Below are 21,791 nucleotides of genomic sequence, written 5' to 3'. Positions count from 1 at the left end.
CGAAACGTCACGCCGCTTTTGCAGGGCGCCAACGAAGGCCGACGTTCAAGATTTCTTGGAGTAACTCTGTGTAATGGTAGTCGGCCTTCTTCGCAGAATCGGCGAAGTCCTCGTCTTCCGCGATCTGGGGGTTGGGATTGGCCTCCAGGACGTAGAGTTGTCCGTCGCCAGCCATTCGCATGTCGATTCGCGCATAGCCGCTGAGTCCGAGTGCCCGATACACCCGCTTAGCCAGGCTCTGAATCTCTTCGCGCTTGCCCTCCGGCAAGCTATCGGCTTCGCGTGAGGTGATGCCGTACTTCTGCTGATACTTCCGGCTCCATTTCACCCGCTCGGTTGCGATGCGTTTGGCATCCTCCGGCAGCTTGTCCATGATGAGTTCCCACACCGGCAATACTTGAAGGTGCCCGTTCCCGATGATTCCCACATAGAACTCGCGGCCCTCGACATACCGTTCGATCAGCGCGCCACTGCCCACGCTATCGTGGATGAATGCTACCCGTTCGCTCAGTTTGTCGTCGTCCTCCACGATCGAGGCTTGGGAGATGCCCAACGAGGCTTCTTCGTTGACCGATTTGACGATCAACGGAAAAGATAGCTGTTTGGGCCGCTTTACCGCGCGTCCTTGAGGGGCCTCGATGAATTCAGGGTAGGGAATGCGGTGGAAAGACAACACTTTCTTGGTCAAGGCTTTGTCGCGCGCCAACATCAGTCCGCGCGGATTACAGCCGGTGTAGGGCAGGCGCAAGAGTTCGAGGTACGACACCACATGCTGGTCATAGACGGCCACGCCATCAAACTCTTCCAAGAGGTTAAAGGCGATGTCCGGCTTCCAATTCTCTATGGCAGAGTGGATTATGCCGAGATCGCTCTTGACCCCGAGGGGATACACCTCGTGCCCCAGTTTCTTCAATGTCGAGATGACGTCGTATTCCGTTCGCCACTCCACGGTTTTCAAGTCGCAGCCGTTGACCTCGTCGGGAGGCACAAGGTCTTCATGCATCAGGACCAGTACCCGCAGTCGCTTCATAGCGCCACTCGATGCCGTCCACTTCGCAAAAAGTTCATGGTGTGAACGGTCAGCAGGATGGTGAAATCGAGCTTGGCTTGTTCTTCCGCTACTGGAACCCGAAGGTTCAGTTCGCGGCACCGCTGAATCATATCCTCCAGCACTTGGTCGATCGTGTATTGGTATTCGCCGGTCCAACCGGCGACCTTCCGTCGCACTTCTCGACGAAAACGGTTCAGGAAGGTTGCGGCGCTCAGCTTGCTCGCATGGCTCGGCATGGTGGAAAAGAGTCGCTTTAAGTCCGGGTCGTATTGTGACTGTCTTTCGATTCCATAATGTCTCCGCTTGCGCTCATAGTGTTCGCGAAGGGTTGTTTTCAAACTAGGGAGCGGATCGATCTCTTCGCGAGTGGTTACGGAGGGTGAGGCTCCTCTGAGTTCCTTCATGAGCCCGTCGACATACTTGAGCTTCTTGAGCACCGGCCACCCCCGGTACCGTTCCTCCCATAAAGAGTCCGGCGTCAGCCACACGGCAAAGGTCTCGGCGAAGTCTTCGTCCGGATGGCTTTGCGCGTACCACAAGTCCAAGTGGCGCACGAAACTCCGGCTATAGGGGCGGGGGGAGTAGTACAGCGGGTACCGTTGAGAAGACTTGCCGAAAATGTGCCGACGGGTTTTTCGCCGGCGGATTTTGTAGGCATTTTCGATCGCGTGGCCAGCTTCGTGACGAAGAATGCGCAAACACCATTCCGTGGTGCCGCCTTCCACTTCCAGCATTTGGGCTTGTTCCAGTTTTGCCAGGCGAGGATGGGCCAGGTAGAAGGGGACGGCGATGCCGGGAACCCCATCGGGAGTAAACCACTCGTTGGAGAGCCAGAAGTGCGGACGAAACAACAATCCACGGCCTTCCAGTTCCCGAGTTAACTCGGCGATGGGCTGCTCGAGGAATCCCCCCTTGAGCCCGAGGTGCAGGTCGCACATCGGGAGGTCCAACAGCGTATCATCCGGCCAGGAGGCCCAGTTGGGCGCTTCCTGGCCGATGGCAGGAGCCTTCAGTACATCGGAAACCGTACGGTCCATGACAGGCAAACCTCTGAAATGCGTATATTGTGCCGTTCATGGAAAATATAGCATGCAGTGTCTATTCCGTCTGACGAAGACTCTTCCCTGAGATGATAGTGAGGTAGGCGAGCAGAAGATTGCGCAAATGGTTCCGATGTGAACTGACGCTACGCCTTCAGTGAGTGTCGACTTCTCTGAAACTGTGGGAGTCGTGCCATCAGCGACGGTATTGATTCCCAGATGTGGTCGATGACCGACTCCACATAAGCCCGCGCTTCGTCGATATCACGCTCCCAATCAGGGAGAGCCTCATGCAGGTCGAGGATCGGCGTGTCCTTACCGAACGACACCTCATTGAAGAGCGGAACTTTCAACCCGAACTGTTTCTGGATGAATTCGCGGTGGTCCCGCCCCATGGCAATCACGAGATCAGCTCGGTCGATCAGCTCTCTGGTCAACATTCGAGGGATATGTGGAGATGGATCAGTGCCCTTTTCGATCAACCGATTCGAGATGATTGGGTGGATGGGTTGAGGCTTGGCTTTGATCCCAGCCGATTCCACTCGATAGGAGGATTGTGAGCAGATCTGTGCCCGTAACGAATACTCGGCCGCCATACTACGGAAAACGTTGCCGGTACATACAAAGAGAATTGATTGCACCATAGACGATTCGTACACCTTTTCCTGAGCGTGGTCCTGTCGACAGGATCACAATGGAGCCGGTACAATCTTGCCATGATCGTCCCGCCTCCTCCAACATCAACGCCGAAATTAGACGACGCCACGGAGAAGATACAGACGCGCCTTTGCCGGCTGGTGGGCCAGGCCATCGCCGACTACCGGCTCATTGAAGACGGTGATAAGGTGATGGTGTGCCTGTCGGGCGGTAAGGACAGTTATGGTTTACTGGATATCCTGCTTGTATTGCAACGCCGAGCACCCATTTGTTTTGATCTGATTGCGGTCAACCTCGATCAACGGCAACCGGGCTTTCCGGAACATGTGCTCCCTCAATATCTGACTAACCGCGGCATTCCGTTTCACATTGAATCCCGCGATACCTACTCGATCGTGAAGCGACTCATCCCGGAGGGGCAGACGACCTGTTCGTTGTGCTCGCGGTTACGACGAGGACACCTCTATCGCATTGCGACTGAGCTTGGCGCCACCAAGATTGCGCTGGGCCATCACCGCGATGATATCACCGAGACCTTGTTCTTGAATCTCTTCTATACGGGCAAGCTGAAGGCGATGCCTCCCAAGCTTCGTTCCAAGGACGGACGACACATTGTCATCCGACCGTTGGCATTGGTCAAAGAAGCCGACCTCGCGCGATATGCGGAGCTGCGAGGATTTCCGATCATTCCTTGCGACCTCTGCGGCTCTCAAGAAGATTTGAAACGAAAACAAATGAAGACGTTGCTTCAGCAGTGGGAACGGGAGTCACCTGGTTGTACGGACAGCGTTGCCGCGGCATTGACCAATGTCGCGCCGTCTCTCTTGATGGATCCTCGTCTCTTTGATTTCAAGTCGTTGGCGGCGACAGCGAAAAATCAGGCCGAGGGTGATGTCTGGTTAGATGAAGAACCGTCGAACCGAAGTGATGATCGTCCTTCTTGATTGAGCGGCTCTGAAGGAGGATAATTCGACTGAGTGAGGTCCGCCCATGCTTGTATCACGAGCTAGAACCGGGGTTTTTGCCGGCAGTATCGTCGTATTGATGGTCGGATTGCTGATTCTCCATCTCCCCACGGAAGTTGCGAAATCTTTCCTGTCGCTGTTTCCCCAACAAATATCGACGCCGTTCGAGATGGAAAACCTCATATCTGTGGCAAGGGAAGATGTCACCGCCCTCTCACCTCAGGCTTACGACGAATCTTCGTGGAAGCCTTTAGTTATTCGCGTCGTGAGCATGGCCTTAATCGGGCTGCCCATCTGGTACCTTCTACAACGTCGTGAACGTGAAGAGGAGATCCAGCGGCTCGATGAAGGTTGGGCGGCGCGCTTACATGCACGCAGCGAAGAGCTTCTAGTTGTCAATAACGCGCTCGTCAGCGAAGTGTCAAAACGAATCGATACTGAACAATCGCTCGAAGCCAACCGTCGGGACCTCCGCCTGCTTGCCTCGCAGCTCCTTCGCCTTCAGGAGGAGGAGAGACGGCGGATTTCGCGCGATCTGCATGACGACATCAATCAACGCCTGGCGCTCTTGTCGATCGACATCGAAATGTTGGAACAACAGCTTTCCGACGCCCCTGCCCGTACGGTCAGCATGGTGCACACGATTCATAACCGTATCGTCGAACTTTCCGAAAATGTTCGCCGCTTGGCCTATCAGTTCCACCCATCCATCCTTGACGACCTGGGCTTAGCTATTGCGCTCCGACGCCTCGTCGATGACTTTCAAGCCCGCACCGGTATCGGTGCCCGGTTTAGATGTCACGATATACCTGAACACGTGGCGCAAGACATCGTGACCTGCTTGTACCGCGTGGCACAAGAAGGCTTAGCAAACATTTCCCGCCATGCCAGGGCAAAAAATATTCGCGTCGAACTTCGGCGATTGCGAGACGGTCTCCAACTTATGATCAGCGATGATGGAGTGGGATTTGACGTGAATCAGTACGACGGTCGGCGAGGAAGCCTCGGTTTGTTGAGCATGAAGGAACGGGTTTTCCTGGTCGCCGGAACCCTGGATCTACAATCGACACCGGGCGAGGGGACACGTGTCTGCGCCTGGGTGCCGTTCAAACAGGAGCGTGCATGAGCAAGCCTCGCGTGCTCTTGGCGGATGACCATGCACTGGTGCTGGAAGGTTTCAAAAAGTTGCTGGAAGAGCATTGTCAGGTGGTGGGGTGCGTGGAGGACGGTCGGTCTTTGCTGGATGTGGCGAAACGATTACGTCCGGACATCGTGGTCCTGGATATTTCAATGCCCCAACTGAACGGCCTTGATGCGGCGCGCCGTTTGCGAAAGATCGTCCCGCAGGCTCGATTGATTTTTGTAACAGTGCATGCCGATCCGGACTATGTCAATCAGGCCTTCAAGGCCGGCGCATCGGCCTACCTGCTGAAACGGTCGGCCGGATCCGAACTGTCATTGGCCATCGAGGCGGTGAAGAACGGCAATTATTACGTCACTTCTTTGATTGCAAAGGATCTTGTTCAATCCGCGATCTCTGAAACAGAGCCGAACATCGGTCGCCAGAATCACTTGCCGGTGCGCCAGCGAGAGATCCTCCAATTGGTGGCCGAAGGGCTGACTCTCAAAGAAATCGCGTCAACGCTGGGGCTCTCTCCGAAGACGGTCGAGTATCATAAGTCGAAGCTGATGGAGCAGCTGGGCCTCCATACGACGGCTGAACTCACAAAGTACGCGCTGGCCCACGGCCTCACCCCCTCATCATCTGAATAGCTTCGAAGCCTTTTCATTCTCTTCGGATCCCTCCTATGGAATTTCCTTTTGCACTTTAGGAAAGTGCCTTATGGCACACGAAATCGACTTTTGTTAAGTAGTAGGCGAATCAGCCGCGCTTTTAATGAAAGAGGCATAGTTTAAGTTTATGTCGGCTTATGGAGAAGACCTGGGACAGTGATCGGTATGCGCCTCTTAAGGCGCGGGCTCGCACATTCGTCTTAACAACAAGGAGGTTTCACAATGGCGGCATCAAGCGAGAAAGGGTATGACATTTCGCAGTGGTACGATTCGAAGCCGTGGAAGATCGGGTGGGCGGCGATGCTGATGATGGGCATCTTTTGGGTCCTGTATCAACGGGCGTTTGGGTACTCGCACGGGTTGGATTCGATGACGCCGGAGATTCGACTCCGTGTGGATGGGGCTGTGGCGATTTAACATCGTGGCCAACGCCCTGTTCTTTGCGGTGTCGGTGGGGTGGATCTGGACCACCCGGGACCGGAATCTGGCCAATCTCGACCCCAAACTGGAGTTGAAGCGGTACTTCTATTGGATGGGCTGGCTGGCCTGCTACATCTGGGGCGTGTACTACGCGGGCAGCTACACGTTGGAGCAGGATGCGGCGTGGCACCAAGTGATCATCCGGGACACGAGCTTCACGGCGAGCCACATTGTGGCGTTCTACGGGACGTTCCCGTTGTACATCACGTGCGGCGTATCCAGTTATCTGTATGCGCAGACGCGGCTGCCGCTCTATAACCAGGCGACCTCCTTTGCGCTGGTGGCGGCGGTGGTGGGGCCGATGTTCATTCTGCCGAACGTGGGACTCAATGAGTGGGGCCATGCGTTCTGGTTCGTGGATGAGCTGTTCTCAGCACCCTTACACTGGGGCTTCGTGACGTTGGGCTGGTGCGGCTTGTTCGGGGCGGCCGGGGCGTGGCGGCGCAGATCGTGAGCCGGATGTCGAATCTGGCGGACGTGATCTGGAACAACGCGCCGAAGAGCATCCTGGATCCGTTCCCCAGCCAGGTGAACCCCAACGCCAAGGCAGGGTACTAAGCAGGAATCGCGAGCAGTCCACATAACGAGCAGTCGGCGTTGAGGGAGGGGTCCGGTGCTCCGAGGCACGGAGCGCCGGCCTGGCCTCAGCCGGCTGAACTGACGGAGGATGTCACTTATGTTTAGAACCGACGAGATTATTAAGGCCTCGAAGTTGCCGCCGGAAGGCGTCGCGATGTCCCGGCACATCGACTACATTTATTTCATTCCGATCTTGTTCGTCACCATCGTGGGCACGTTCCACATGCACTTCGACCTGCTGGCGGGCGACTGGGACTTCTGGTTGGACTGGAAGGATCGGCAGTGGTGGCCGATCGTGACGCCGATCACGGCCATTACCTTTTGCGCCGCCCTGCAGTACTACAATTGGGTGAACTACCGCCAGCCGTTTGGGGCCACGATCACCATCCTGGCGTTGCTCGCGGGGAAGTGGGTCACCATCGTGGCTGCCTGGTGGTGGTGGTCGAACTACCCCTACAACTTCGTCATGCCGTCCACGCTGCTGCCGAGTGCCATCGTCCTGGACATCGTGCTGTTGTTGACCAGAAACTGGACATTGACGGCGGTGATCGGGGCCTGGATGTTTGCGGCATTGTTCTATCCGACCAACTGGGCCATCTTTGCCTATAGCCATACGCCGCTCGTCGTCGATGGCACCTTGCTCTCCTGGGCGGACTACATGGGCTTCGCGTATGTCCGGACCGGGACGCCGGAGTATATTCGGATGATCGAGGTGGGCTCGCTGCGGACCTTCGGCGGGCACAGCACGATGATCTCCTCCTTCTTCGCCGCGTTCGCCTCGTCGTTGATGTACATTCTCTGGTGGCAGTTCGGGAAGTTCTTCTGTACCTCGTACTTCTACCTCACGGATGACAGACAGCGGACCACGAAGGTGTACGACGTATTTGCATACACCACGTTGGCTCACGGCGATAAGGCAAAAATCGGGGGGAAAGCATGAACGTCACACAGATCTTCAAACTCCGGGAAAGAGCTTCCCATAGATAAGTTATCTGATGCGACGGATCATCGCGAGAGGCTGCCATTGAAAAGCAAGATTCACACAGTATTGTTTTGGACGGTGTCAGGCTTGGCCATGATATTGCTCCTCAACCTATGGAATATGCCCACACGTGCGTCAGAGGAAGAGGTCATTTTCAGCGATTTCATGGCCCAACTCGAAAAGGGCGGTATCGAGAAGGTCATCATCAAGGGACATCATATCACCGCTGTGCTGAAGGATAATTCCAGGCTTCGAACCTACTCGGCGGACTACCCTGATCTCATCCAGGTGCTGCGGAAAAAAGATGTTCAGATCGAAGTCAAACCATCCGGCGAAGGCCCCTGGTATGTCCAATTTCTCATGATCTGGGGGCCGTTCCTTCTCTTGCTCGGCTTGTGGTTCTTTCTCATGCGCCGAATGCAGGTTGGGAACGAGGCCTTGTCCCTCGTGAAGAGCAGAGCCCACATGCCGACGGATGAGCGGAAAAGGGTGACCTTTTCCGATGTGGCAGGCATTGATGAAGCGAAAGAGGAGGTCCAGGAAACGGTTGACTTTCTGAAGGACCCGCGAAGATTCCAGAAACTCGGCGGGCGCATTCCCAAGGGTGTCTTGGTCGTGGGCCCGCCTGGAACCGGAAAGACATTATTGGCGAAAGCGATTGCCGGAGAGGCGGGAGTCCCCTTCTTCAGCATCAGCGGTTCGGATTTTGTGGAAATGTTCGTGGGGGTCGGGGCTTCTCGCGTTCGTAATTTGTTCGAACAAGCGAAAAAACACGCTCCCTGCATCATTTTCATCGATGAGATCGACGCCGTCGGACGGTCAAGGGGGGCAGGCCTTGGCGGTGGACATGATGAGCGCGAGCAAACGCTCAACCAGTTGCTGGTCGAAATGGACGGATTTGATACGACGGAGGGCGTCATCCTGGTTGCAGCGACCAATCGGCCGGATGTGCTCGACCCGGCTCTGCTTAGGCCCGGCCGGTTCGATCGGCAAGTAATGGTGAATCATCCTGACCTGCGAGGTCGTTCGGAGATTCTTAAGGTGCATACGAAGAAAGTACCGGTTGCAGCCGACGTAGAACTGGAGAAGATTGCTCGAGGGACTCCCGGTTTCTCAGGCGCCGACTTGGAAAACTTGGTCAATGAGGCTGCGCTCTGGGCTGCTCGTCGGAACAAGACCGAGGTCGGAACCGTAGACTTCGAAATGGCAAAGGACAAGATCTTGATGGGCGCCGAGCGCAAGAGCATGACTCTCACGGACGAGGAAAAGCGGGTCACTGCCTATCATGAGGCAGGCCATGCCTTGATGGCCAAACTGCTGTCGGGCACCGATCCTGTTCACAAAGTGTCGATTATTCCGAGAGGCCGTGCATTAGGTGTGACCATGCAGTTGCCGACCAACGATCGCCACAATTATTCCCAAGAATTTTTGTACAACAGGTTGGCGATTCTCATGGGCGGAAGAGTGGCCGAAGAACTGGCATTCAAGCACGTTACGACCGGTGCAGGCAACGATTTGGAGCGTGCGACGGCTCTTGCGCGAAAAATGGTCTGCGAATGGGGCATGAGTGAAAAGCTTGGGCCGCTGGTGTTCGGGCAGAACGAGGAGTCGATGTTTCTGGGACGCTCCTTTGGGACCAGGCGTGATTTGAGTGATGAAATGGCACTGGAGATCGATCTGGAAATCAAACGTCTCGTCACTGAAAGCTACGAGCGGAGCAAAAGACTCCTGACCGAACAGATGGTGATGTTGAAGGCGCTGGCGGAAGCACTCTTGGAAAAAGAGGTGCTGGATGCTCTGGAAATCGAGCAGATTATTTTACGGTCTTCTCCGATGGTTTCTGCCTGACAGGTGAGGGACATGCCGACTCTTGCAATGTGAGCCGGTGTCATGGGAATGCCTGACAGTGAATGAGTTAAATTAGATACACGCTCAGATATGCGGGATCATGAAGAATTCTTCATGAATTTCTAATGTGCCCTTCATATATCGAGGAGTATGCTCTTCGTGGAAGGTGAGGGTTATGACGACGTTGTTTGTTGCAGTGATCGTATTGAGTTTCAGTACGCTGAGAGCCAAACGAAAGGCTCTTTCCCATCCAGTCATCGGTGTTCTCGTCCTGTTTCTTACCATCCTCCTACCGAGCTTAGCAGGCGCTCATGGCAATGTGACGATTGAGGAGGATAGCTGTGTCCGACGGGTCGGAGGAAACCTCGTCCATTTCAACGCTTATCAGCCGCAACATGAGGCGAGAGCCCAGTACTGCACAGACATTCCTGGTGAGGGAGACACCTTCCTTGTGGTTGATCTCGTCGATTTTGGTCTGCGCAACATGCCCGTGGGAGTACGGGTCGTGAGAGGCCTAAGCGAGACCGCAGAAGATGAGACGGTGGCCTACTGGCCTCCGGCGACCCATCCGGATGGAGTGGTGAGAGGCGAAGCTCAGCTGGCCAAGGGTATCTATAAGGTCATTATCACGCCGGAAGGATTCAGCCCTTCGTCCTATCTGTTGCGGGTACAGCAGATCGACTACGCGATGATCGCCCGAAAAGCGATCGGGCCGCTGACCGTCATCCTTCTCCTCGCATTGATTGGCTATGAGCTGTCGAAATCAAAGCGATGGAGGAACTGGCGGATCTCCAGCCATTCGTGAAGATCCAGTCGATACGGAGGTTCATATAACACAAGGGAGGTCACACTATGGCAAGCGATAAAGGGTATGACATTTCGCAGTGGTACGATTCGAAGCCGTGGAAGATCGGGTGGGCGGCGATGTTGATGATGGGCATCTTTTGGGTTCTGTATCAACGGGCGTTTGGGTACTCGCACGGGTTGGATTCGATGACGCCGGAATTCGATTCCGTGTGGATGGGGCTGTGGCGATTTAACATTGTGGCGAACGCCCTGTTCTTTGCGGTGTCGGTGGGGTGGATCTGGACCACCCGAGACCGCAACCTGGCCAATCTCGACCCCAAACTGGAGTTGAAGCGGTATTTCTATTGGATGGGCTGGCTGGCCTGTTACATCTGGGGCGTGTACTACGCAGGCAGCTACACGTTGGAGCAGGATGCGGCGTGGCACCAAGTGATCATCCGGGACACGAGCTTCACGGCGAGCCACATTGTGGCGTTCTACGGGACGTTCCCGTTGTACATCACGTGCGGCGTATCCAGTTATCTGTATGCGCAGACGCGGCTGCCGCTCTATAACCAGGCGACCTCCTTTGCGCTGGTGGCGGCGGTGGTGGGGCCGATGTTCATTCTGCCGAACGTGGGACTCAATGAGTGGGGCCATGCGTTCTGGTTCGTGGATGAGCTGTTCTCGGCGCCGTTACACTGGGGCTTCGTGACGTTGGGCTGGTGCGGCTTGTTCGGGGCGGCCGGGGGCGTGGCGGCGCAGATCGTGAGCCGGATGTCGAATCTGGCGGACGTGATCTGGAACAACGCGCCGAAGAGCATCCTGGATCCGTTCCCCAGCCAGGTGAACCCCAACGCCAAGGCAGGGTACTAAAAGACCATAAATCTGTAGCCCTCTCCCAGGGGACGCAGTTAGAGGGCTGGTTCGGATATCCGAGCCAGCCCTCTACTTTTTTGATGTAATGGGTTTCGAATGGACGAGTCCGTTGGTTCACTTGCAGGGGTTGATGTTTAATTGAAGTGGTCGAGCAGTAGTGTCCCAATGTTAAAAAAATGCCAATTTGCATATCGCAAGTGATTGATTCGGCTAGGTACGCATTTCGGCGCTCGATTGAAGTCGGCAACAGGTTGTGAATCTGTGAACATCAAGCCAATTAACATGTTTCGTCCATTGATGATACAAACGTTGGGACACTACTGGTGGTCGAGAAGAGGTAAGAAGATGAGATTTGGTCGCGGGGAGAGGATTTGGACCTCTGACCGTTGGGTTATGAGACTGTCAGAAAAAGTTTCTGAATACCTGATCTTTCGTCCGGGTGTTCGTTTTTACAAGTTAATCGATGACCGTGCAGCTTTCTATCTGGTGCAATGACTTCTATGAATTCTATCCTTTGCGACGCTCTTTGGCGCGATTTGAGCGCATACGCTGTACGTAAAGCATAAAAGTATGATAGGCTGGGTCTGGTGATTCGTGGTTTTCGCGACAAGACGACGGAACAGTTCTTCGCCGGAAAGACTGTGAAGGAGTTTTCCAGTTTTAGAAAGGTGGCCGAGAGGAAACTCACGATGCTCGACAACGCGGCTGATCTGAAAGATCTCCTCTCACCGGCAGGAAATCGACTTGAAAAATTAAAAGGGGATCGGATCGGACAACACAGTATTCGAATTAACGATGAGTGGAGGATTTGTTTTGTGTGGATGGCTGATGGTCCCCACGACGTGGAGATCACCGACTACCACTGAGGGAGAGCACATCATGACAAAAAACGGCATGCGACCAATTCATCCAGGTGAAATGTTGCTGGAAGAGTTCATGAAGCCATCAGATCCGCCGATTAATGCCAACACACTAGCCAAGGCCCTCGACGTGCCGGCGAATCGAATTACGGCAATTATTAAAGGGCAGCGTGGCATCACCGGAGATACCGCAGTGCGTCTGGCCACGTTCTTCAACACCACGGCGGAATTCTGGATGAATCTGCAGAAGACCTATGAGCTGCAGCTTGCCGAACAAGCTTTGTCGGTGAAAGTCAGGAAGCATATCGAGCAACGGAGAGAAGCACTCGTGACTGCTTGATAACGCTCCCAGAGAGTTGCTGCAATGATCACCGTCTCAACTGCTCTCTTCGCTCTAAGCTCCTGTGTGAGTGGGTGATACCTTCGAATACAGTGTCCCCCTGATTAGGAATTCCGTCGGCAACTTACCTGACCTATCCTCATTCGTGTCATAGCCTGTTGGCATTGTGTCGGCACCGACGTCTCTTAGTGCGGGTTGTTCGGGGCCGCTGGGGCATGGCGGCGCAGATCGTGAGCCGGATGTCGAATCTGGCGGACGTGATCTGGAACAACGCGCCAAAGAGCATCCTGGATCCGTTCCCCAGCCAGGTGGGCACGGGAGCCAAGACCGGGTACTAAGGTACTAAACGGTCCTGTTAGAGGGGTGAGCATTCGGCCCGGAACTCCAATCAAGGGGTTCCGGGCCGTTTTTTGTGCGCACACCTCATTGGTGTGAACTGAAGCGCCTGCGCCGTAACCCAATTGCGTCGGGGGATTGGGAAAATCCGTGGAAAGAGTTGGTTGCGGGGAGGCGATTCGGTCACGATTTTACCCCTCGCTGACGATCCCATTGACGGCATGAATTCCCGCGCGAGGAGTGGCGAAGGTAGCTTGATTTGCGATATGAGACAAGCTCTTGATCGACCGATTGTCCTCTCGTTTTAAGTCAGGAACATATCCGCCGCCCCGGAGATCCCCCCACGGCCTTCCTTCCCGAACGGTTTCCCTCTGCACTGGAGTCCACTCGCTTCCCATGGGACCGCCCCCGTGCATACAGATTTCTTCCACTCAACGCACGATTGGGACACGAATATGACGAACCCATATCTGAGTTGCAGAGAGCAATCGAGGCGCACACCGCAATAGAGTAGATCGAAGCATTTCCATGGAATTCTTGACAACTTCATTCAAATTCCTAAACTGATGGTGAGGACTGGTTAATTCACGACAATTTAGGGAGACACATGAGACGCTTCTGGTCTATGGTGGGATGGTCTTCTCTGGCTATCGGGGTGCTTTGTCTAACACTGTTGGGTCGCACTGTCCAGGTGGATACGCACATTCTGACCTTCGGCTTCGGCCATCCCGAATGCGATCGCAGTATCCCGCGATGCGAATAGATTTACTGTCTGAAGATTATCAAGCATCTCGTAGTACGGAAACCTCCTTCATCCCCCTTGTTGCTGGGGGTCAATTCGGTCACGATTTAACCCCTCGGTGACCATCGCGTTGACTGCGTAAATCTCCGCGCTAGATCGGGGATGTGCGGGATGGATGTAAACCCATCTCAAGCGTTTATTGAAGTCGTGCGATTTCTGACACAGCCTTTGCCCGCACATCATCGCAAAGAGCCAGAACATCCTCAACATATCGCTTTGCATCTTCGGGAGCTAGGACACTCCTCACTCGGGCTTTGTGAGCGTACGCGCCTCGTCCTTCTGAGAGCTTCCTTAGAGAGTTCAGTTGATTCGCGTCCTGCGTAATTTCAATAGCAACCGGTATTAACAGACTCCTAAGATAGAGGATAGATACGCCATGATTCTTATGTATTTCCTTAGAAAAGGATGTCTTTGCTTCTTCGACAAGGTTCCTTAAATAATCGAAAGGTTTTATCTCAATAGAAGTCTCATCATCGTCGATTTTCAGCTTAGCGCCATACCGACAAAGGAGAGCGAGGGTTACATCACTTATTTTTCGCTGGGAACGATACTGTTCTGCGGCGTAATCTGTCAGACTCAGAGCAACTTCTTCAATAAAGTCTTCAAACGCCGCATGCGCGAGTATGCAGTACGCCTTGACATCATGGGCATAGGTGTCAGGAGAAGTCTCTGGATTGGCAGGTATGTACTGATTGACAAACTTTGCAGCTAATTCACCAACATACCTCGTCAGCTCCCCGTGAAGCGCATTCACGTCAACCATAGCAACTCCGATAGAGCGAGTAATTAGGCTACGATGGGGAGTTCGTTAATGTTGGTACCAAATGATGCGTTCACAAGTTCTTGGAAACGACGAAAACGCAGTTCGTAGCGATCTTTTGTTTTAGTAGTAGCTTCGACTGAAGCCCTGAACTCTGGGTTATCAAACAGCTTTTGTAGACCCGCAACAAACTTCCGCTTTCCACCAGCGATCTTGGCATCAGGAATTAGCCGAAAATAGAATGCCTCTACCTCAAAAAGAGCCCGATTGAATCGCCCTTCCCAATCACCATCTACAAACTTCCTTCCCACAGCTTTCTCGCCAAGGACTTTAACGAGATTAGTAATTGCGCAATTCATGTCGCTGTAAATTTTTGCCACAATTGGCTCTAATCTTGTCCAATCGGTAGTCACTCTCTTCATCGCCTCATCAAGAAACTTTTTTAGGTTGCCTTCGTATTCAGGGCCAAACAAAACAATTGCTATGAAGCGCAGCACTATTTCGACATCCCTTAACCGGGTGTCAGGGCCATTCAGCCTCATGATACGATGCAAAGGTTCAGTCGTATTCGTTATCTGAATCAGGTAGTCGGCGAAAGGTCCTTTGTGCAGGACCTGCCTTAGTTCTTGCGTGCTAAGAGGTACCGAACCGGTGTTTAGGCGGTAGAATATGTCGTAGAGGGTGTCGTCTGATTTGAAATTAGAAATGATCGTGCAACGAACATCGGCGTTCATAAATTCTCTGTATTCATCCGCTAAAGCGTTTTCAGATTTAAGCTGCTCGTAGGTCTTTGTATTCAACTCCTTGCGAAGCTGTAGCTTCTTTAGTTCGGCTTTTCCCCAATATTCAACTGTTGGGTCCACATACCCTGCGATTGTTAGAAGCCGCTGTTTCCCATCAATGACAATAAATGCCTTCCGCTTATTGGGATCTTCGGCTAATACTATTTCGGGCACAGGAAGCCCCGCGATAAGTGATTCAATTAACATGCTTCGTTTATCGTCATTCCATGCGTTACGGCGTTGAAATTTTGGGTTTAAATCAATGTTCTTCTGCTCAATCTGGTGAATGATTGTTGCAATGGTCCAGTCGCGCGAATAAACAACAACTTCAGATTCCCCGCCAGGTGAAATATCCTGATGGATTTCGTCATCCCACTGTAGGTCTTCGTCATAAGGCTCAGTCACTAGCGTTCTGGCGGCCTGAGATTCGGGCTTCACTGTTTTCCTCGTCATCGCGGATTCTCCTATTGCGCACAATTAGCCGGATAAGAAATGGGGAGTGCATTTCAGGAACAATCTCTTGTTGTCGAAGACAAGAGCATTATCCCCCCATCGGTGACCATGGTTGTGATGATGTGAATTGCCCCACGAGGATTGGTAGCGAGCGGTCAATCAGCTATCTGAGGCATAAACGGTGCTCAGGCCATTCTATGGTCTTCCGGCTCTTGTTTCAAATTCTTAACAAGAGGTGCAAACACCTTATGCATGATTTCGAGTCGTTGTCGTAGCCATTCAAACTGTTGCAGCCATAAATTTTCATCCAGAAAGTCGGCATTCTGTCTCGTGTACAAGCGGCAGCTTGCTTGGCCTTCAGGGTTGTACCATGTGAGCGAAAAGCCTAGCGATGTTTCGATGGAATCCTTCTGCTTTGCTAGCAACGCAAATTCCTGCTTCGCATTCGGCCCGTCCAGGTACAGCTCAGCGCGAATCTCTGCCCCTTTCGCATTTGTTTCAGAATTCCAAATCGAGAGAATCGAAGCGAGATGTACGCCTGATCGGCCAATCGCATGGTTGGTCCAATGTTGAGGCAATGGCTTCTGACAACGCACGAAGCTCTTTTTAGACTCCATGTAGTTCCTAAACTCCGTCCAGAAACGAAGTTGAAGCTGTTTGTGCTCTGAAACCTCGCCCCCTCCAACGGCGGCTTGTTTGACCGTGCGCGACCAATCGTTTGGCTGACTGATAATGTTAAATTTTGGAGCAATTGGAGAAGTGCCGATCCGCCACAACTCAATTTCGAGCCCGAAGAGATTTATTTTTTCGTCGGTGCGTTCATTCAGCCAATCTAAGGCTGCGCGGTGTTCCTCGGTAAAGCGTTCCGAAATCCACACAATGGTAACGGCATTCAGCCCTGCGGCATAGGTGAGTAACTGTCCGAGATGTGAATGATCGGTGCGCTCAAGCTGGTTTTCGATCAAGACCCAATTATCGGTGGCGGTATCCTTGCACAGAATATCGGCACGAAACGGCCCAACTTCGGTTTCCTGTGAATCCAGTTCCAATTCAATCCCGATCGTTTCACCAAGTAGTTTCAGATTTTCTTCTTGAGCCAACCACGGTGTGAAGTCACTGGTCTCGGATGTCCAAGCCTCACGCAGGTCTACGCTTTGAAGCCGCCCCAGGTTGATAGTGGTCATGTGTGTAGGCTCCGATATGTGTACTAAGCTATTGAAAACAGTAGCGCAACCTGGGTATGGATTCAAATAACATCCGCATTCGACACCCAGTATCCATATCAACACCAACCCCTTTTCTCATTCTCCATGGACAGGGTAAAGTTTCCGTCTGGAGCCGCTAGGCTGATGACCGACCGCCGGGCACTCTCTCCCGGTCCGCGGCTCCTAATCTTCTAGAGAGGCGTTTGAGAGGACGCACCCCATAGCCTTCCGATCCGAGCCAGCCCCCTTCGTTTTTATGTAATGGGTTTCGAACGGACAAGTCCGCTGGTTCCGTTGCAGTGGTATTGAATCAGGCTGAAGAGAAAGACGAGAAGAGTAAGATTTGGTTGCGGGGAGAGGATTTGAACCTCTGACCTTTGGGTTATGAGCCCAACGAGCTACCAGGCTGCTCCACCCCGCGGTGGAATGCTAACAAAGGGCTGAACGGCAAGTCAAGTTGAGGTGTTGCACGATTGCATTCTCTCCACTGCGATGTTAAAGCGATGGCATGCGTATTGTCTTTATGGGTACACCGGAATTCGCCGTGCCGTCGCTCGAAGCACTCCTCCGATCTGATGACCAGGTAGTTGGAGTGATTTCACAGCCCGATCGGCCGAAAGGGCGAGGGCATCAGCTCGTCGCTCCGCCCGTGAGACTGGTGGCAGAGCGTGCCGGAATTCCTGTTTTGCAGCCGCTGAAGATCCGCACACCGGAATTTTTGCAAGCCCTTTCTACCTGGCGGCCGGATCTGATTGCCGTCGCAGCCTACGGACGTATTCTGCATACACCGATTCTTCGCCTTCCGCCGATGGGTTGTGTGAATGTACATGGCTCGCTGCTGCCGAAATATCGTGGCGCAGCTCCTGTGCAATGGGCCGTCATCAATGGTGAGACCGAAACCGGTATTACCACGATGTTAATGGATGAAGGAATGGATACGGGGCCGATGCTGCTTCAGGAGAAGTTGGAAATCTCGCCTGACGACACGGCAGGAACATTGGCGCCTCGTCTGGCGGAGTTGGGTGGGCGACTGCTTGTCGACACGATCGCACAACTGAAAGCCGGAACGTTGATACCGATGAAGCAAGATGATGGGCATGCGACCTTGGCGCCGCTCTTGAATAAAGAGGACGGCCTGATCGATTGGACGATGACAGCAACGGCGCTCGCCAATCGAGTGCGAGGGCTTTCTCCATGGCCTGGAGCCTATACATTTTTCGGCGAAGAACGGTGGAATGTGTGGAAGGCTGTTCCAAGCACCAGCACGACCACCGACAAGCCTGGAACGATCGTTACTGTCGATAAACAGTCAATTCTAGTAGCGACGGGCGAAGGTGTTCTCGAGATACGTGAAATTCAGACTGCCAACTCGAAACGCATGTTGGTCGGACAATTCCTGACTGGACATAAGGTCACGGTCGGTATGCGACTGGGCTCATCGGTCGCATAATCCTTTTCCTCACAACCGTTTTCACTTCTTAGATCAGATGAAAGCCCACGAACGAAATGTGGACAGTAATGCGCCGGGACCGTCATCGCGAGCGGTCGCCCTCTCTATCCTTCTCTCGAGTCGGCGGTCTGACCACGCACTTGATGAGTTGATCGAACAACAAGCCGCATCGGTGTCGCAGCCACGTGATCGTTCGTTGATTATGGAACTGGTGTATGGGGTTTTACGGCGGCAAGAGACGATCGATTGGAGACTCGACGCAGTACTCTCCAAGCCTCTCCACAGATTGCCTACCGTCGTTCAAATGCTGTTGCGGCTTGGCGCCTATCAGCTGTTGTTTCTAGATCGCATCCCTGCTTCAGCAGCGGTGAATGAATCCGTCCGGCTGGCCAAATCCTACGCCAAACAACTGGGACGCGATTGGAGTGGGTTGGTGAACGGAGTCCTGCGCACCCTCATTCGTGTACCGGCGCCGCCTTTTCCAGATCCAGCCGTAGACCCGGCTCGATCTCTGTCCATCCGCTATGGAATCCCTGAACGGCTGACGGAACGGTGGCTTGATCGTATGGGACTTGAGCAAGCAGAATCGGCTTGTCGAGCAAGCAACAGGGTTCCGAGCGTCACGCTTCGGGTGAACTCCAATCGACTAACCAGGGAAGAGTTCCTGGAGCGTTTGGGACAAGGAGGAGTGACTGCCCGCCCTACCATTTTCAGCCCGGTAGGAGTCGTGCTGGAAGAAGGCCAGGATGTCACGTCGCTGCCGGGGTTCCAGGCGGGCGATTTCTACGTGGAAGATGAGGCGGCTCAACTCATTCCTCCGATCCTTGATCCCCAACCGGGCGAAATCGTGCTGGATGCCTGCGCCGCTCCGGGCGGCAAGACGACGCACCTTGCCGAACTCATGGGCGATCGCGGAACGATCTACGCGGTGGATCGAAAGACTTCCCGGATAGACCTGCTGCGACAAAATTGTGGAAGATTGTACGTTCAGAGCGTCGTGCCGATCGTCGGCGATGTGAGAAACCCGTCCGAATGGTCTGGAGTGATTGCGCAGGGATCGAACCTTCGTGATGGACCGTTGTTCGATCGCATCCTCGTGGATGCCCCTTGCAGCGGCGTGGGCGTGTTGCGTCGACATCCTGAAGCGAAATGGCGGAAGGACAGTTTGGCGTTCGCCAGGCACCAGAAGCTTCAAGCCGAAATCCTTGCCTCGGTGGCTACTTGCTTGCGACCCGGTGGAGTGCTGGTCTATAGTACCTGTTCAACCGAAACGGAAGAAACCGAAGAGGTCGTGAGCCGTTTTTGCCAGGCCTATCCTGGATGGATGCGTGAATCCGTGGCTCCGTGGCTTCCCACCATCGCGCTTCCTTTTGTGACAGACCGAGGGGCGCTCTCCACTATGGGTAATAGCTTCGGGATGGACGGTTTTTATGCCGTCCGCTTGCGGAGGAACGAGTGATGGGTCATCCGATTTACATCGCGCCCTCGATTCTTTCTGCGGATTTCGCGCGCTTGGCCGACGAGGTTTCCGCAGTGGAGCGAGCGGGTGCCGACCTGCTGCATGTCGATGTGATGGACGGTCATTTCGTTCCCAACCTGACGGTGGGGCCGCCCATTGTTGAGAGTCTGAAAAAGGTCACCAAGCTGCCGCTCGACGTTCATTTGATGATCACCAACGCCGATGCCTTCATCCCTGAGTTTGCTGAGGCAGGCGCTGATTATCTGACCGTTCACGTTGAAGCCTGTCCACATCTTCACCGGACGGTTCAATCGATTAAGGAACGGGGAGTCAAGGCCGGAGTGACGTTAAATCCTGCCACTCCCCTCTCGTTGCTTCAGGAGATCTTGGGGGATGTCGATCTGGTGTTGATCATGTCGGTGAATCCAGGATTCGGTGGGCAGACATTTATCCCATCGGTACTCAAGAAAATCGCCGAAGCCCGGACGCTATTGGACAGGATCAACAGCCGGGCCCTGCTTGAAGTAGATGGCGGCGTGAAGGTGGACAATGCACGGGAAATCGTGGCTGCCGGCGCCACGGCTCTTGTAGCAGGCTCAGCTATTTTTTCTCACCACGACTATACGGCGACGATCGCCGCCATGCGAGCAGTCGCAGAGACGGTCGTTCAACCGGCGCCCCGCGCAGCGGTCAATCGATAGGCCATTGAGGGTGGACATCTCCACAGTCATCGACAGCCTTCATCCCCTCGAAATCAAAGTCCTCACGACGTTGGGTGCAGGGCCGCCTGGAACCGCTTTGGACAGCGAGCAGTTGGCCGCAGCCGCTGAATTAGAGCCTTCCCAACTCAGCATGGCCGTGGAATGGCTGCTTGCCAAATCGCTGATCGCAATCCAGACAGAGACTGTGACTCCCATGGTGTCGCTGACGAAGATTGGGGAGGAGTATTACCTGACTGCTTCGCCTCTCGAGCGAGTTCTGGCTGCCGCGCGTGAAGCAACCGGCACAGGGACGCGACTGACCATTCCCGATCTTCAGGCCCAAGGAGGACTAGATCCTTCCGATGTCAGCAAAGCCGTTGGACGACTCAAGAAGGAAGGGGCGCTCCTGATCATTCAAGGAGGTTGTGTCGAAACGACCGGACGCCAGAGTCCTACGGCTGAGGCACTCCGAACGCTCCTGGGAGAAATACATCACTCGCCGAAGGAGCTGAAGAGTTTCACGGAAGCCCATCGACAGGTCATTGAAGACTTTGCCGTGAAACGTGGCAATGCCAAAGAGCCGTTTCGGATAGACGAGCGAGCGGCCCGCTCATTCATATTATCTACGGATGGCGCAAGCGCGGCGGAACAACTGCTGAAGCAAGGCGTGGCTGAGGAGGTATCGCAGTTGACTCCCGACCTGTTGAAGGATGGGAGTTGGCGTCAGAAGCGATTTAGAAAGTACACGATCAGTCTGCGCCCGCCTCGCATCGGAACCGGGAAGAAGCACCCCTATCGCGAATTTCTCGATACCGTAAAAACTAAACTCGTGAGCATGGGGTTTCAAGAGATGCGGGGAGCGCTGGTCGAAACGGAGTTCTGGGACATGGATGCCCTGTTCATGCCGCAATTCCATCCTGCCCGGGACATTCATGACGTCTATTTCGTCAAGGAGCCCAGTCATACTACCGCCGTGGACGAGCCGTTCTTGTCGCGTGTTGCCAAGGTGCATGAGAACGGCGCAGAAACTGGTTCCACGGGGTGGGGTTATTCCTTCGATGTTGACCGGGCCAGACGTTTGGTGTTGCGGAGTCAGGGCACGGCGGTTTCGGCTCGAACGCTTGCCGCCTCTCCCAACATTCCCGGGAAGTATTTCTCGATTGCCCGGTGTTTTCGATATGACCAGGTTGATGCCACCCACGCAACGGATTTTTTCCAGGTGGAGGGGATCGTGCTGGGAGAAGACATCAATTTCAGGACGCTGTTGGGGCTCCTGAATTTGTTTGCCCACGAAGTTGCCCAGGCCAAGGAACTGAAGTTCGTGCCGGCGTATTTCCCCTTCACCGAACCGTCGGTCGAGTTGCATGTGCGGCATCCACGCTTGGGATGGATCGAACTCGGCGGTGCCGGTCTCTTTCGTTCAGAAGTGACCCTGCCGCTCGGTGTTACGGTGCCGGTCATTGCTTGGGGGTTGGGGCTTGATCGCATGGCGATGGTGGCGTTGGGCATCCACGACATACGTGAACTCTTCACCGACAACCTGGAATTGATCCGCACGACCAGAGGACTGTTCTAACTGCGC

General features: G+C 54.1%; 23 protein-coding genes and 1 tRNA gene. 17 read left to right on the top strand and 7 right to left on the bottom strand.

The window, feature by feature from the left end; translation table 11 throughout:
- Positions 1 to 7: 7 nt before the first annotated feature.
- The 3 genes from P0120_19975 to P0120_19965 all read right to left on the bottom strand — a co-directional run bounded on the left by P0120_19975 (position 8) and on the right by P0120_19965 (position 2,735).
- Complete coding sequence (locus P0120_19975; protein ID MDF0676588.1) at positions 8 to 1,030, bottom strand: ATP-grasp domain-containing protein; 1,023 nt, start codon at positions 1,028 to 1,030, stop codon at positions 8 to 10.
- Positions 1,027 to 2,088: a putative zinc-binding metallopeptidase gene (locus P0120_19970; protein MDF0676587.1), complete on the bottom strand. Its 1,062-nt coding sequence runs from the start codon at positions 2,086 to 2,088 to the stop codon at positions 1,027 to 1,029. The genes P0120_19975 and P0120_19970 overlap by 4 nt, the downstream gene beginning before the upstream one ends.
- 149 nt (positions 2,089 to 2,237) lie before the next feature.
- Positions 2,238 to 2,735, bottom strand: coding sequence for a hypothetical protein (locus tag P0120_19965; GenBank protein ID MDF0676586.1), 498 nt, complete (start codon positions 2,733 to 2,735; stop codon positions 2,238 to 2,240).
- On the opposite strand from P0120_19965, the gene ttcA reads away from it, so the two are divergent.
- The 13 genes from ttcA to P0120_19900 all read left to right on the top strand — a co-directional run bounded on the left by ttcA (position 2,727) and on the right by P0120_19900 (position 12,599).
- Positions 2,727 to 3,692 carry a tRNA 2-thiocytidine(32) synthetase TtcA gene (gene ttcA / locus P0120_19960; protein MDF0676585.1) on the top strand — a complete coding sequence of 322 codons (966 nt, stop codon included), beginning with the start codon at positions 2,727 to 2,729 and terminating at the stop codon, positions 3,690 to 3,692. The two genes, P0120_19965 and ttcA, sit on opposite strands and share 9 nt — an antisense overlap.
- A 46-nt stretch (positions 3,693 to 3,738) precedes the next feature.
- Positions 3,739 to 4,839: a sensor histidine kinase gene (locus tag P0120_19955; GenBank protein ID MDF0676584.1), complete on the top strand. Its 1,101-nt coding sequence runs from the start codon at positions 3,739 to 3,741 to the stop codon at positions 4,837 to 4,839.
- Complete coding sequence (locus tag P0120_19950; GenBank protein MDF0676583.1) at positions 4,836 to 5,486, top strand: response regulator transcription factor; 651 nt, start codon at positions 4,836 to 4,838, stop codon at positions 5,484 to 5,486. Before P0120_19955 ends, P0120_19950 begins: the two co-directional genes overlap by 4 nt.
- Before the next feature lie 243 nt (positions 5,487 to 5,729).
- Positions 5,730 to 5,924: a methane monooxygenase/ammonia monooxygenase subunit C gene (locus P0120_19945; protein ID MDF0676582.1), complete on the top strand. Its 195-nt coding sequence runs from the start codon at positions 5,730 to 5,732 to the stop codon at positions 5,922 to 5,924.
- On the top strand, positions 5,905 to 6,441 hold the full coding sequence (locus P0120_19940) for a methane monooxygenase/ammonia monooxygenase subunit C (GenBank protein MDF0676581.1): 537 nt from the start codon (positions 5,905 to 5,907) through the stop codon (positions 6,439 to 6,441). Before P0120_19945 ends, P0120_19940 begins: the two co-directional genes overlap by 20 nt.
- Positions 6,423 to 6,545, top strand: coding sequence for a hypothetical protein (locus P0120_19935; protein ID MDF0676580.1), 123 nt, complete (start codon positions 6,423 to 6,425; stop codon positions 6,543 to 6,545). The genes P0120_19940 and P0120_19935 overlap by 19 nt, the downstream gene beginning before the upstream one ends.
- A 118-nt stretch (positions 6,546 to 6,663) precedes the next feature.
- Positions 6,664 to 7,506, top strand: a complete 843-nt coding sequence (amoA, locus tag P0120_19930; protein ID MDF0676579.1) for a methane monooxygenase/ammonia monooxygenase subunit A — start codon at positions 6,664 to 6,666, stop codon at positions 7,504 to 7,506.
- 84 nt (positions 7,507 to 7,590) lie between these two features.
- Positions 7,591 to 9,396: an ATP-dependent zinc metalloprotease FtsH gene (ftsH, locus tag P0120_19925; protein MDF0676578.1), complete on the top strand. Its 1,806-nt coding sequence runs from the start codon at positions 7,591 to 7,593 to the stop codon at positions 9,394 to 9,396.
- A 175-nt stretch (positions 9,397 to 9,571) separates the two neighbouring features.
- Positions 9,572 to 10,201 (top strand): hypothetical protein, encoded by a 630-nt coding sequence (locus P0120_19920; protein MDF0676577.1) that lies wholly within the window; start codon positions 9,572 to 9,574, stop codon positions 10,199 to 10,201.
- Positions 10,202 to 10,248: 47 nt separating this feature from the next.
- The gene (locus P0120_19915) at positions 10,249 to 11,058 is read left to right on the top strand and encodes a methane monooxygenase/ammonia monooxygenase subunit C (protein MDF0676576.1); all 810 of its coding nucleotides are present in this window, start codon (positions 10,249 to 10,251) and stop codon (positions 11,056 to 11,058) included.
- Between the two features lie 590 nt (positions 11,059 to 11,648).
- Positions 11,649 to 11,927 (top strand): type II toxin-antitoxin system RelE/ParE family toxin, encoded by a 279-nt coding sequence (locus P0120_19910; protein ID MDF0676575.1) that lies wholly within the window; start codon positions 11,649 to 11,651, stop codon positions 11,925 to 11,927.
- A gap of 13 nt (positions 11,928 to 11,940) precedes the next feature.
- A complete protein-coding gene (locus P0120_19905; protein MDF0676574.1) occupies positions 11,941 to 12,261 on the top strand; it encodes a HigA family addiction module antitoxin in 321 nt (106 codons plus the stop codon).
- A 188-nt stretch (positions 12,262 to 12,449) separates the two neighbouring features.
- On the top strand, positions 12,450 to 12,599 hold the full coding sequence (locus tag P0120_19900; GenBank protein ID MDF0676573.1) for a hypothetical protein: 150 nt from the start codon (positions 12,450 to 12,452) through the stop codon (positions 12,597 to 12,599).
- A gap of 936 nt (positions 12,600 to 13,535) precedes the next feature.
- On the opposite strand, the gene P0120_19895 is transcribed toward P0120_19900, so the two are convergent.
- The 4 genes from P0120_19895 to P0120_19880 all read right to left on the bottom strand — a co-directional run bounded on the left by P0120_19895 (position 13,536) and on the right by P0120_19880 (position 17,020).
- Complete coding sequence (locus P0120_19895; GenBank protein ID MDF0676572.1) at positions 13,536 to 14,162, bottom strand: HEPN domain-containing protein; 627 nt, start codon at positions 14,160 to 14,162, stop codon at positions 13,536 to 13,538.
- Positions 14,163 to 14,185: 23 nt separating this feature from the next.
- Positions 14,186 to 15,394 carry a DUF262 domain-containing protein gene (locus tag P0120_19890; GenBank protein ID MDF0676571.1) on the bottom strand — a complete coding sequence of 403 codons (1,209 nt, stop codon included), beginning with the start codon at positions 15,392 to 15,394 and terminating at the stop codon, positions 14,186 to 14,188.
- A gap of 185 nt (positions 15,395 to 15,579) precedes the next feature.
- Entirely contained in the window at positions 15,580 to 16,578 is a 999-nt protein-coding gene (locus P0120_19885; protein ID MDF0676570.1) for a DUF4268 domain-containing protein, read from the bottom strand.
- A gap of 365 nt (positions 16,579 to 16,943) precedes the next feature.
- A tRNA-Met gene (locus P0120_19880) sits at positions 16,944 to 17,020 on the bottom strand.
- An 87-nt stretch (positions 17,021 to 17,107) separates the two neighbouring features.
- Here P0120_19880 and fmt point away from each other — a divergent pair.
- The 4 genes from fmt to P0120_19860 are packed head-to-tail and all read left to right on the top strand — an operon-like array spanning position 17,108 to position 21,785.
- Complete coding sequence (fmt, locus tag P0120_19875; GenBank protein ID MDF0676569.1) at positions 17,108 to 18,049, top strand: methionyl-tRNA formyltransferase; 942 nt, start codon at positions 17,108 to 17,110, stop codon at positions 18,047 to 18,049.
- Between the two features lie 37 nt (positions 18,050 to 18,086).
- Positions 18,087 to 19,508, top strand: a complete 1,422-nt coding sequence (gene rsmB / locus P0120_19870; protein MDF0676568.1) for a 16S rRNA (cytosine(967)-C(5))-methyltransferase RsmB — start codon at positions 18,087 to 18,089, stop codon at positions 19,506 to 19,508.
- The gene (gene rpe / locus P0120_19865; protein MDF0676567.1) at positions 19,508 to 20,209 is read left to right on the top strand and encodes a ribulose-phosphate 3-epimerase; all 702 of its coding nucleotides are present in this window, start codon (positions 19,508 to 19,510) and stop codon (positions 20,207 to 20,209) included. The genes rsmB and rpe overlap by 1 nt, the downstream gene beginning before the upstream one ends.
- A 10-nt stretch (positions 20,210 to 20,219) precedes the next feature.
- Positions 20,220 to 21,785: a phenylalanine--tRNA ligase subunit alpha gene (locus P0120_19860; GenBank protein ID MDF0676566.1), complete on the top strand. Its 1,566-nt coding sequence runs from the start codon at positions 20,220 to 20,222 to the stop codon at positions 21,783 to 21,785.
- Positions 21,786 to 21,791: the final 6 nt, after the last annotated feature.

It is taken from the genome of Nitrospira sp., assembly GCA_029194675.1.
Taxonomy (GTDB): domain Bacteria; phylum Nitrospirota; class Nitrospiria; order Nitrospirales; family Nitrospiraceae; genus Nitrospira_D.
This window is presented reverse-complemented; position numbering and strand designations above follow the sequence as displayed.

Coding starts and splice junctions, on each gene's coding strand:
- amoA (MDF0676579.1), top strand. CDS start 6,664: ATGTTTAGAACCGACGAGATTATTAAGGCCTCGAAGTTGCCGCCGGAA.
- P0120_19890 (MDF0676571.1), bottom strand. CDS start 15,394: ATGACGAGGAAAACAGTGAAGCCCGAATCTCAGGCCGCCAGAACGCTA.
- fmt (MDF0676569.1), top strand. CDS start 17,108: ATGCGTATTGTCTTTATGGGTACACCGGAATTCGCCGTGCCGTCGCTC.
- P0120_19970 (MDF0676587.1), bottom strand. CDS start 2,088: ATGGACCGTACGGTTTCCGATGTACTGAAGGCTCCTGCCATCGGCCAG.
- P0120_19895 (MDF0676572.1), bottom strand. CDS start 14,162: ATGGTTGACGTGAATGCGCTTCACGGGGAGCTGACGAGGTATGTTGGT.
- P0120_19965 (MDF0676586.1), bottom strand. CDS start 2,735: ATGGTGCAATCAATTCTCTTTGTATGTACCGGCAACGTTTTCCGTAGT.
- P0120_19945 (MDF0676582.1), top strand. CDS start 5,730: ATGGCGGCATCAAGCGAGAAAGGGTATGACATTTCGCAGTGGTACGAT.
- rsmB (MDF0676568.1), top strand. CDS start 18,087: ATGAAAGCCCACGAACGAAATGTGGACAGTAATGCGCCGGGACCGTCA.
- P0120_19955 (MDF0676584.1), top strand. CDS start 3,739: ATGCTTGTATCACGAGCTAGAACCGGGGTTTTTGCCGGCAGTATCGTC.
- P0120_19975 (MDF0676588.1), bottom strand. CDS start 1,030: ATGAAGCGACTGCGGGTACTGGTCCTGATGCATGAAGACCTTGTGCCT.
- rpe (MDF0676567.1), top strand. CDS start 19,508: ATGGGTCATCCGATTTACATCGCGCCCTCGATTCTTTCTGCGGATTTC.
- P0120_19915 (MDF0676576.1), top strand. CDS start 10,249: ATGGCAAGCGATAAAGGGTATGACATTTCGCAGTGGTACGATTCGAAG.
- P0120_19885 (MDF0676570.1), bottom strand. CDS start 16,578: ATGACCACTATCAACCTGGGGCGGCTTCAAAGCGTAGACCTGCGTGAG.
- P0120_19905 (MDF0676574.1), top strand. CDS start 11,941: ATGACAAAAAACGGCATGCGACCAATTCATCCAGGTGAAATGTTGCTG.
- P0120_19920 (MDF0676577.1), top strand. CDS start 9,572: ATGACGACGTTGTTTGTTGCAGTGATCGTATTGAGTTTCAGTACGCTG.
- P0120_19950 (MDF0676583.1), top strand. CDS start 4,836: ATGAGCAAGCCTCGCGTGCTCTTGGCGGATGACCATGCACTGGTGCTG.
- P0120_19940 (MDF0676581.1), top strand. CDS start 5,905: ATGGGGCTGTGGCGATTTAACATCGTGGCCAACGCCCTGTTCTTTGCG.